Origin of the sequence: Micromonospora sp. NPDC023644 (genome assembly GCF_040640115.1) — a bacterium.
Classification (GTDB): domain Bacteria; phylum Actinomycetota; class Actinomycetes; order Mycobacteriales; family Micromonosporaceae; genus Micromonospora.
The window spans coordinates 25131-34103 of sequence record NZ_JBFABA010000060.1 but is presented as its reverse complement, the minus strand read 5'-3'; the positions used below and the strand labels follow the sequence as shown (position 1 = coordinate 34103).

The window sequence follows — 8973 nt, the reverse complement described above, 5'->3', positions numbered from 1 at the left end:
CGGGAGGGTGTGGGAGAGTAGGACACCGCCGGACAATCTTTCAGTTCAGGGCCACCCCGTTGGGGTGGCCCTGAACTGCGTCACGGCCCCGAATCGCGCCGGGAGACGGGCCGGCTCAGAACGCGTAGCGGACGCGGCAGTACGGCACCCTCGCGGCGATCAGGTCCGTCAGCGCGGCCACGTACGCGCCCTTCTGGCCGGTGCGGTACCGCACGTTCCAGCCGCCGGTCTGCGACCGCTTCGGCTGCTGGAGCTCGGGCCGCCAGAGCACCTCCTCGGCCTTCGGGTGCCAGCCGAGGTTCACCTGGTGCAGCCGGTCGTTGTGAGTCAGGAAGATGACCTCGGCGGCGAGCTGCGCCTTGGCGGCGGGCCCGAGCGCGTCGTCGAGCTGGTCGAGCAGCTCCGCCCAGTCGTCCAGCCACCCGTCGCGCACCACCACCGGGCTGAAGTTGACGTGCACCTCGTAGCCGGCCGCCACGAAGTCGTCGATGGCGGCCAGCCGCTCCGCGACCGGGGAGGTCCGGATGTCGAGCAGCTTCGCGTCGCGGGCCGGCATCAGCGAGAAGCGGACGCGGGTCCGGCCGCGGGGATCCCAGTCGAGCAGGTCGCGGTTGACGTGCTTCGTGGCGAACGTCGCCTTCGCGGTGGGCAGCTCCCGGAACAGCGTCACCAGGTCCCGGACGTTGTCGGAGATCCGGGCGTCCAGCGAGCAGTCGGAGTTCTCGCCGATGTCGTACACCCAGGCGGCCGGGTCGCACTGGTTCGGCTCGCCCTTGACTCCCTGCCGGCCCACGTGCCGTCGCAGGTAGCCGGTGATCCGGTCGATGTTGGCGAAGACCGTCACCGGGTTGCTGTAGCCCTTGCGGCGCGGCACGTAGCAGTAGGCGCAGGCCATCGCGCAGCCGTTCGCCGTGGACGGGGCGATGAAGTCGGCCGAGCGGCCGTTCGGGCGGGCGGTGAGGGACTTCTTGACCCCCAGCACCAGGGCCTCGGTCTTGATCCGAACCCACCGGGCGACGTTCGTCTCGTCCCCGTACAGCTCCGGGATGCGGGAGTGGCTCTCGACCTCGACGCGCTCCGCGTCGGGGAAGCGCTCCAGCACCGCCCGTCCACGGGGCAGGGCGGCGGCCTCCGGCTCCAGGTAGATCCGCCGGATGTCGAACAGCCGCGAATGCGGGACAACGTCGGTCACGAAAGGGGACAACTGCGGACCGATCGCCGTTGTTCCCCGCGCCCCGGGGCGCCCGTTTTCGCGCCCGGTCCCCGGGTACCCGCACGCATGCCCGAGGGCCACCTGATCCACCGGTACGCGCGCGACCAGCACTCCGCGCTCGCCGGGCGGGTCCTCGCCGCGTCCAGCCCGCAGGGGCGCCTGGACGTCGGCCCGTACGACGGGCGGCGGCTGCGCGCGGTGGAGGCGTACGGCAAGCACCTGCTCTACCACGTCGACGACGCGCCGACCCTGCACGTGCACCTCGGCATGCGCGGGCTCTTCCTGCGCCACGACGGCCCGGCCGTCCCGCCCCGCAAGGGCGTCCGGCTGCGCCTGGCCCGCGCCGGCGTCGCGTACGACCTGATCGCGCCCATCCGCTGCGAACCGCTCCCGGACGACGCGGAACGCGCGCTGCGGGCCTCGCTGGGCCCGGACCCGCTGCGCGCCGACGCCGACGGCGAGGACGCCGTGCGCCGGCTCGCCGCCACCCGGGGCGCGGTCGGCGCGGCGCTGCTCGACCAGGCGGTGTGGGCGGGCCTCGGCAACGCCTGGCGGGCGGAGCTGCTCTTCCTCGCCGGCCTCGACCCGGACGCCCGGGCGGTCGGGCCGGGGCCGGCCCGCCGCCTGTGGGAGCTCGCCGTCCGGCACCTGGCGCTGGGCCGCGACGCCGGCCAGGTGGTCAGCGACCCGGCGGCGCCCGACGAGCGGTGGGTCTACAAGCGGCCGACCTGCCGGCGCTGCGGCGCCGGCGTGCGGGCGTGGCCGCTGGGCGGTCGCACGGCGTACGCCTGCCCGGTCGACCAGCCCGCGGTCTGACCCGTCCCGCGAGACGCGCCCTTATGCGCCCGCGCCTCGCGCGCATGGTCGTGGCCGCCCGGCGGCCGTTGGATGGAGGCATGACACACATCGACGACACCGACCCCACCATCCTCGTCCTCGGCGGCACCGGCAGGACCGGCCGCCGCGTCGCCGACCGGCTCGCCGGCCGGGGCCTGACCGTCCGCGTCGGCTCCCGGTCCGCCGAGATCCCCTTCGACTGGGCGGACCGGTCCACCTGGCCGGAGGCCGTCGCCGGGGTCGGCGCGGTCTACCTGTGCTACCAGCCCGACCTGGCCGTGCCGGGCGCGGTCGAGGTCGTGGAGTCGTTCACCCGACTGGCGGTGGCGAGCGGGGTCCGCCGCGTGGTGCTGCTCTCCGGGCGGGGCGAGCCGGAGGCGGAACAGGCCGAGCAGGCGGTCCGTCAGGTGGTGCAGAGCGCGGGCGGGGACTGGACCGTGGTGCGGGCGAGCTGGTTCCAGCAGAACTTCAGTGAGGGCCCGTTCGTCGACGGGCTGCGGGAGGGGACGCTGTTCCTGCCGGTCGACGCCGTACGGGAGCCGTTCGTCGACGCCGACGACATCGCCGACGTAGCCGTGGCGGCGCTGCTCGAGGACGGGCACGCCGGGGAGGTGTACGAGGTGACCGGCCCTCGCCTGCTGACCTTCGCCGAGGCCGTGGCGGAGATCGCCGCCGCGACCGGCCGCACCGTGGCGTTCGTCCCGGTCACCATCGACGAGTACGTCGGCACGCTGCGCGACGCGGGCGTCCCCGCGGACATGGTGTCGCTGCTGGCGTACCTGTTCACGGAGGTGCTCGACGGACGCAACGAGAGCCTGGCCGACGGCGTGCGGCGGGCGCTCGGCCGGGCGCCCCGGGACCTCGCCGAGTACGCCCGGGCGGCGGCCGCGACGGGCGCCTGGGCCGCCTGAGTCGCCGCGCCGGCCGCTCCCGGGGGACCCCGCCGCCGACGGCCGGCGGACGCTCGGTCGGCGATCACCGGGCGGGGCGGTCGGCGGCGTTGGGACGATCGGTGGCGGGACCGGGGGGCGGTCGGCGGCGTTGGGGCGATCGGTGGCGGGGCCGGCGGGCGGTCGGTGGGGTTGGGGGCGGTCAGCGGCGGGGCCGGCGGGCGCCGGCGAGCCGCAGGGCGTTGCAGACGTCTCCGACGCCCCCGACGTCCCAGGCGATCTCGCCGGCCACCCGCCGGGCTTCCGGGCCGGCCACGACGCCCGCGAGGATGACGACGCGGTTCTGCACGGTGACCACGATCTGCTGACGGCGAGTGCTCCAGTCGCTGCTCAACCGCTGGGCGACCAGCGCCGCCAGCCGGGCGTCCTCGTCGTCGGGCGAGGGCCCCGGCGGCTCGGGACGGTACCCGCCCTCGTCCGGGTACGGCCAGGGGATGAGCATGGTGTGGCTTCCTCTCGGGTGGCTGCGGCCCCGGACACGCCCCGGGCCCGGCGTCGGGTCAGCGGGACATCGCGTCGGGTCAGCGGGACATCGCGTCGGTCACCGCCGCCGGCGGGAGGCCGCGCGGAGCCGGCCCGGCGACGACGGCCGCCAGCCCGGCGGCGTCGCCGGCCCCGCCCGGGGACAGGCGCCGGAGCGCCTCCTGCGGGCTCGCGAAGACCGGGAACAGCCCGTCGAGCCGCATGGTGTGCAGCACGGTACGGATGAAGCGGGACGGAGCGGCCAGGCAGAGCACCGCGCCGCGCTCCCGGGCGTCGCGGTGGGCCCGGACGAGCAGCCCGAGCCCGCCGGCGTCGATGAGGTGGACCCGGGTCAGGTCGACCACCACGTGTCCGCAGACGTCCACGGCCTGCCGCAGGGCGGCCCGTAGCTCGTCGGCGGTGTCGACGTCGATGTCCCCGACGGCCGTGACCACCGCGACGTCGTCGAGGTGGTCGACGCCCAGCACCCCGCCGCCCGGCTGCCCGCCCTGCGCGGTGGTGCCGCCCCCGACGCCGAGACCCGACAGGCTGCACCGGGGACAGCGGTGCGGGCCCGTGGCGAACGGGGAGCCGCTCCAGCCGTGTTCGGCCACCAGGGTCCAGACGACCTCGGCGTCGGGCAGGACGCACGCGGTGCCCGTGGTCGTGTCCCCGCAGCTGTCGCAGATCAACGTCATCAGGTGCTCGTCCGGTACGACGGTCATGGTGTCTTCCTCCACGGGAGGTCGGGCCGGGCCACGCGCCGGCCCGCGACCGGCGGCGTCTGGGCGGGGGCGAGGTCCGGCCGCGTCCCGCGCGGCGGGCCGGCGGCGCGCCGGGGACCGGCCGTGGCCGCCACGAGGGCGACGCCGAGGACGGCCGAGCCGGCCGGCACGCCGATGCTCCACGCCCCGGAGCGGTCGGTGTCGAGGCCGACGATGCGGGCCAGGATGACGCCGAGCAGCGCGGTGACGATCCCCGCCACCAGGGCCAGCCAGACCGGCACCTCCCGGCGGCGCGGGGTCACCCGCCAGCCCACCACGGCGACGAGGAGACCGACGGCGAGCGCGGTGCAGAGACCGGCGACGGTCATTCTGATCTCCCCTCCGGGACCGGCCGGCCGACGGCAGCCGGCCCTCGGGTCCGCCCCACCACCCTCGGTGCCGCCCGTGGCGCGGGCCACGCGGTTCTATGACAGTTGCGTGACAAAACCGTCGAACGCCGGACACGGTTGGGCGGCCGTCGTCGCCTTGGGGATGATGCCGGTATGACGGACGTGCTGGTGATCGAGGACGACGACCGGATCCGTCTGGCGTTGCTGCTCGCGCTCGAGGACGAGGGCTACCGCGTCCGGGGCGTGGCCACCGCCGAGGAGGGGCTGTCGACGCAGCGCCGGGAGCCGGCCGACACCGTGCTGGTCGACCTGATGCTGCCGGGCCTGGACGGCTTCGAGTGCATCCGGCGGCTGCGCCGCGACGACGACGTGCCGATCGTGGTGGTCAGCGCCCGCGACGACACCCACGACATCGTCGCGGCGCTGGAGGCCGGGGCCGACGACTACGTGGTCAAGCCCGTGGCGATCAAGGAACTGTCGGCGCGGCTGCGCGCCCTGCGGCGCCGGGCCCGGGCGGCGCCCGACCCGCTGCCGGTGCTCACCTTCGGGCAGCTGGAGATCAGCCCGGACGCCGGGGAGGTACGCCTGACCGGCCGGCCGGTGCCGGTCACCCGCACCGAGTTCCGGCTGCTCTGCGAGCTGGCCGAGCACGCCGGTCGGGTGCTGTCGCGCCAGCAGCTGCTGCAACGGGTCTGGGGCTACGACACCGGCGACGAGCGGCTCGTCGACGTGCACGTGGGTCGGCTGCGGCAGAAGATCGAGGAGGATCCGGGCAACCCCCGGCACCTGGTCACCCTGCGCGGCCTCGGCTACAAGCTGACCCGGTGATACGCCTCGGACTGCGGGCCCGGGTGTCCGCCGGTTTCGCGGTCGGGGCGTTGCTGCTCTCCGCCTCGATGGCGCTGGTCTCCTACGAGCTGACCAGGCGCTCCCTGCTGGACGAGCGGGAGCGCACCGCCGTGCGGGCGGCGTACTTCGACGCGGCGGTGGTGCGTACCGGCCTGGACACGGAGGACCCCGACGTGGTGGAGGTGCTGCGCTCCCTCGACACCGGCGGCGTCCGCCGGCCGCTGCTGCACCGCGGGGACGACTGGTACGCCCGCACGGCCGACGCCGGCCTCACCGCCGCCATCCCGGTCGACCTGCAACAGCTCGTCCACGCCGGGGAGCCGGCCGTGCAGCGGGTCCGGGTCAACGGCCAGCCCACCCTGCTCGTCGGCCTGCCGCTGGCCCCGTCCACCAGCTACTACGAGCTGACGTCGCTGCGCGAGCTGGACCAGACCCTGCGGGTCCTGGCGCTCGCGCTGACCGCCGTGGCCATCGTCGTCGCCGGGTCCGGCGCCGCCCTGGGCTGGTACGCCACCCGGCACAGCCTGCGGCCGCTGACGGCGGTGGCCGACGCCGCGCAGGAGATCGCGGCGGGCAACTTCTCCGCCCGGCTCGCGGCGACCACCGACCCTGATCTCACCCGGCTCTCCACGTCCTTCAACCACATGGTCGACCAGCTCTCCCGGCGTATCGAGCGGGACCGCCGCTTCGCCGCTGACGTGAGCCACGAGCTGCGCTCGCCGTTGCAGACCCTGTCGGCCGCGGCCAGCGTCCTGGCCCGGCGCCGGGCGCACCTCGACGACCGCACCGCCACCGCCGCCGCGCTGGTGGCCGACGAGATCACCCGGTTCCAGCAACTGGTCAACGACCTCATCCAGCTCGCCCGCAGCGACCAGCCGGTCGACCGGGCGCCGGTCGACGTGGCGGCGCTGGCCCGCCGCGCCTGCCAGGCACGCGGGCTGCCGGACACGCTCGTGCGCGCCGGCCGGGGCGTCGCCGCCACCTGGCTGGTCGACGAGCGCCGGGTCGAGCAGATCCTGGCCAACCTGGTGGACAACGCGCTGCGCCACGGCGGCGGGCCGGTGGCCGTGCGGCTGTCGCAGCGGGACGGGACGGGAGTCGTCGAGGTCGACGACGAGGGCCCGGGCGTGCCCGCCGGGGACCGGGAGGCCATCTTCGACCGCTTCGTCCGTGGCCGGGCCGCGCACTCGCGTGGCGACGGCGACGGCACCGGGCTCGGGCTGGCCATCGTCGCGGAGCACGCCGCCGCGCACCGGGGGCGGGCGAGTGTGGGCGACCGCCCCGGCGGGGGCGCCAGCTTCCGCGTCGAGCTGCCCGGGGCACTGCCGTGACCCGCCGCGCGCCCGCGCCGCCCGCCGTGACCCGCACGCCCGTGCCCATGCCCGCGCCGCCCGCCGGGAGCGGTCGTGCGCCCGCGAGCCCGCCGCGCGCGTCCCGCCGGTGGGCGCGGCGGTCGGGTTGGTGGCGAGCCGTCGGCGGCGCGCTCGTCGTCCTCGGGCTGCTCGGCGGGTGCGGCGTCCCGACCGAGGACGCCCCGCGCGCCGTGGCGCCCCCACCCGGGCCGTTCCCCTCGCCGGGGGCGGTCGTCGCGACGCCGACCCCCACCCTGACGGCGGGGCGGACGACGGAGACCCTCTGCTTCGTACGGGACGACCGGCTGGTCCGCGTCGAGCGTCGGGTCGACGGCACGCCCACCGTCGACGCCCAGCTCCAGCACCTGCTGGCCGGCCCCACCACCGCCGAACGCGAGAGCGGCCTCACGACGGCCCTGCCCGGGGCCGTGCCGGCCGCCGCCGCCCGGCCGCGGGGCAACGAGGTCGACGTGGACCTCGGCGGGGCCGGCGACGAGACGGGCCGCAGCGACGAGGTCCTCGCCTTCGGGCAGATCGTCTGCACCCTGACCGCCCGTTCCGACGTCGACACCGTGGCCTTCTTCCGGGGCGGGGCCCCGCTGGGGGTGCCGCGCGCCGACGGGCAGCTGTCCCGGCGACCCCTCACCGCCGACGACTACGCCGGCCTCGTGGCACCCCGCTGACCGGGCACCCCGCCGTACGGCGCCCCGCCGGCGGCCCGCCCGGCGCGGGCCCGCCAGCCCGGCGACATCGTGCCGGCCGGCTACGCGCAGCCCGAGCCCTGCGGCGCGGGCTGGGCGGGCAGCACCCCGAGCGCCCGGTCCACCCGGTCCAGCACGGCGACGTCGTCGTGGCCGACCCCGCGCAGCAGGTCGATGGCGGTCGCCCGGATCTGACCGACGATCATCGTGACGGGCAGCGCCGGGTCGGACGCGAGCAGCCGGCCGGCGACCCGTACCGCCGTCATGGCCGCCTCGTCGGCCCGCGCCGCGTGGCGGTCGGCGTCCTCGCCGGTCAGGTCGGTCGCCACCGCCTCGCCCGCGGCGCGTACGGCGGCGGCCAGGGCGGGGACCGCGTCGCCCAGCTCCGGCGGCGTCCCGGTGTGCAGCCGGGTCAGCGTCACCCCGGCGCGGGCCAGCACCCGGACGTTGCGGACGGCGTAGTCCAGCTGCCGGGTGGTCGCCTCCACGTCCCGTACCTGCCCGACGTGCCGCCGCCGGCGGACCCGGAACCGCAGCGTCTCCCCGGTGGCCCGGACCGCCGTGCGCAGCCGGTCCACGCAGTCGTCCAGCTGCCGGGCCCGCTCCAGCGCCGCCCGCGCGGCGGTCTCGTCGCACCGGGCGAGCGCGCCGTCGAGCTCGTCGAGCACCTCGGCCAGGTCGGCGAAGCTCTGCCGGGCTTCCCTGATCAGCGGGGCGAGCGGATCGCGGGCCGCCAGGAGCTGGCTCGCGGCCAACGCCACCGCGCCGCCGATCAGCGCGTCGACGAACCGGAACGGCATCAGCGTGCCGCTGGGCGCGGCGACCGCCACCAGGTACATGGCGGAGACCGCCGCCTGCACCACGAGGGTGGTGCGCGCCCCGATCGCCACCATCAGGCCGGTGGTCAGCAGCAGGACCAGGAAGACGGTGCCGGTGCCCGGGCCGAGCGCGTACACCAGCAGCTCGGCGACGAGCACGCCGGCCGCGACCCCGAGCAGGATCTCCAACGTCTGCCGGACCCGTCGCCCCCGCCCCTCGCCGAGGACGACCAGCGCGGCCGTGGGGGCGAAGAACGGATCCGGGTGACCGATCACCCGGGCGGCGAGGATCCAGGCCACGGTCGCGGCGAGGGTCAACTCCACCACCGTCATGCCGTCGCGCCGGATCCGTCCGCCCACGCCCCGCCACCACTGCCGCACCGTCCGCACCCCTTTCCGGTGGGGCGCCCTCCACAGCGGACCCGTTCGTCGGGCCGGCGTCGAGGACGGCCCCGGCGAGTCCCCCGTCCCGGTGGGACCGGTTCGAGCGTCGCCTCTACCCGCGTCGAGCCCTCGGTAACCGTGCTGGTCACCGCCGGGCGGCGGGCGTCGCGGGGCGGCGGTGCACGCGCGGGCGGCGACGGGGCTGTGCATACTTGCGCGGTCCATGTTGTGCCGGCGGGCGAGCCCCCGGCTGTTCCGCGAGGTGGTTGTGGTGGTCGAGAAGACGGCGTCGC

At 76.5% G+C, this 8973-nt stretch carries 10 protein-coding genes; 5 read left to right on the top strand and 5 right to left on the bottom strand.

Features of this window, described 5'->3' with window-relative positions:
- Positions 1-115: 115 nt before the first annotated feature.
- A complete protein-coding gene (locus AB0G08_RS26830) occupies positions 116-1192 on the bottom strand; it encodes a spore photoproduct lyase family protein (protein ID WP_358092672.1) in 1077 nt (358 codons plus the stop codon).
- Between the two features lie 87 nt (positions 1193-1279).
- Between AB0G08_RS26830 and AB0G08_RS26825 the strand changes: the two genes are divergently transcribed.
- On the top strand, positions 1280-2029 hold the full coding sequence (locus tag AB0G08_RS26825) for a DNA-formamidopyrimidine glycosylase family protein (protein ID WP_358092669.1): 750 nt from the start codon (positions 1280-1282) through the stop codon (positions 2027-2029).
- 80 nt (positions 2030-2109) lie between these two features.
- Complete coding sequence (locus AB0G08_RS26820; protein WP_358092666.1) at positions 2110-2961, top strand: NAD(P)H-binding protein; 852 nt, start codon at positions 2110-2112, stop codon at positions 2959-2961.
- A 181-nt stretch (positions 2962-3142) separates the two neighbouring features.
- Here AB0G08_RS26820 and AB0G08_RS26815 read toward each other — a convergent pair whose 3' ends face one another.
- The 3 genes from AB0G08_RS26815 to AB0G08_RS26805 all read right to left on the bottom strand — a co-directional run bounded on the left by AB0G08_RS26815 (position 3143) and on the right by AB0G08_RS26805 (position 4555).
- Positions 3143-3442 carry a BON domain-containing protein gene (locus AB0G08_RS26815; protein ID WP_358092663.1) on the bottom strand — a complete coding sequence of 100 codons (300 nt, stop codon included), beginning with the start codon at positions 3440-3442 and terminating at the stop codon, positions 3143-3145.
- Positions 3443-3521: 79 nt separating this feature from the next.
- A complete protein-coding gene (locus AB0G08_RS26810; protein ID WP_358092660.1) occupies positions 3522-4187 on the bottom strand; it encodes an STAS domain-containing protein in 666 nt (221 codons plus the stop codon).
- The gene (locus AB0G08_RS26805) at positions 4184-4555 is read right to left on the bottom strand and encodes a GlsB/YeaQ/YmgE family stress response membrane protein (protein WP_358092657.1); all 372 of its coding nucleotides are present in this window, start codon (positions 4553-4555) and stop codon (positions 4184-4186) included. The genes AB0G08_RS26810 and AB0G08_RS26805 overlap by 4 nt, the downstream gene beginning before the upstream one ends.
- Positions 4556-4729: 174 nt before the next feature.
- Between AB0G08_RS26805 and AB0G08_RS26800 the strand changes: the two genes are divergently transcribed.
- From AB0G08_RS26800 to AB0G08_RS26790, 3 genes are all read left to right on the top strand, one after another.
- Positions 4730-5404: a response regulator transcription factor gene (locus AB0G08_RS26800; protein WP_358092654.1), complete on the top strand. Its 675-nt coding sequence runs from the start codon at positions 4730-4732 to the stop codon at positions 5402-5404.
- Positions 5401-6756, top strand: a complete 1356-nt coding sequence (locus tag AB0G08_RS26795; RefSeq protein WP_358092652.1) for a HAMP domain-containing sensor histidine kinase — start codon at positions 5401-5403, stop codon at positions 6754-6756. The genes AB0G08_RS26800 and AB0G08_RS26795 overlap by 4 nt, the downstream gene beginning before the upstream one ends.
- Before the next feature lie 167 nt (positions 6757-6923).
- Complete coding sequence (locus tag AB0G08_RS26790) at positions 6924-7460, top strand: GerMN domain-containing protein (protein ID WP_358092680.1); 537 nt, start codon at positions 6924-6926, stop codon at positions 7458-7460.
- An 80-nt stretch (positions 7461-7540) separates the two neighbouring features.
- On the opposite strand, the gene AB0G08_RS26785 is transcribed toward AB0G08_RS26790, so the two are convergent.
- Positions 7541-8656 carry an FUSC family protein gene (locus tag AB0G08_RS26785; protein WP_358092649.1) on the bottom strand — a complete coding sequence of 372 codons (1116 nt, stop codon included), beginning with the start codon at positions 8654-8656 and terminating at the stop codon, positions 7541-7543.
- Positions 8657-8973 lie beyond the last annotated feature (317 nt).

What these genes read in the sequence shown, in the direction of transcription:
- AB0G08_RS26825 (WP_358092669.1), top strand. Translation starts at nt 1,280, where the DNA reads ATGCCCGAGGGCCACCTGATCCACCGGTACGCGCGCGACCAGCACTCC.
- AB0G08_RS26820 (WP_358092666.1), top strand. Translation starts at nt 2,110, where the DNA reads ATGACACACATCGACGACACCGACCCCACCATCCTCGTCCTCGGCGGC.
- AB0G08_RS26815 (WP_358092663.1), bottom strand. Translation starts at nt 3,442, where the DNA reads ATGCTCATCCCCTGGCCGTACCCGGACGAGGGCGGGTACCGTCCCGAG.
- AB0G08_RS26810 (WP_358092660.1), bottom strand. Translation starts at nt 4,187, where the DNA reads ATGACCGTCGTACCGGACGAGCACCTGATGACGTTGATCTGCGACAGC.
- AB0G08_RS26805 (WP_358092657.1), bottom strand. Translation starts at nt 4,555, where the DNA reads ATGACCGTCGCCGGTCTCTGCACCGCGCTCGCCGTCGGTCTCCTCGTC.
- AB0G08_RS26800 (WP_358092654.1), top strand. Translation starts at nt 4,730, where the DNA reads ATGACGGACGTGCTGGTGATCGAGGACGACGACCGGATCCGTCTGGCG.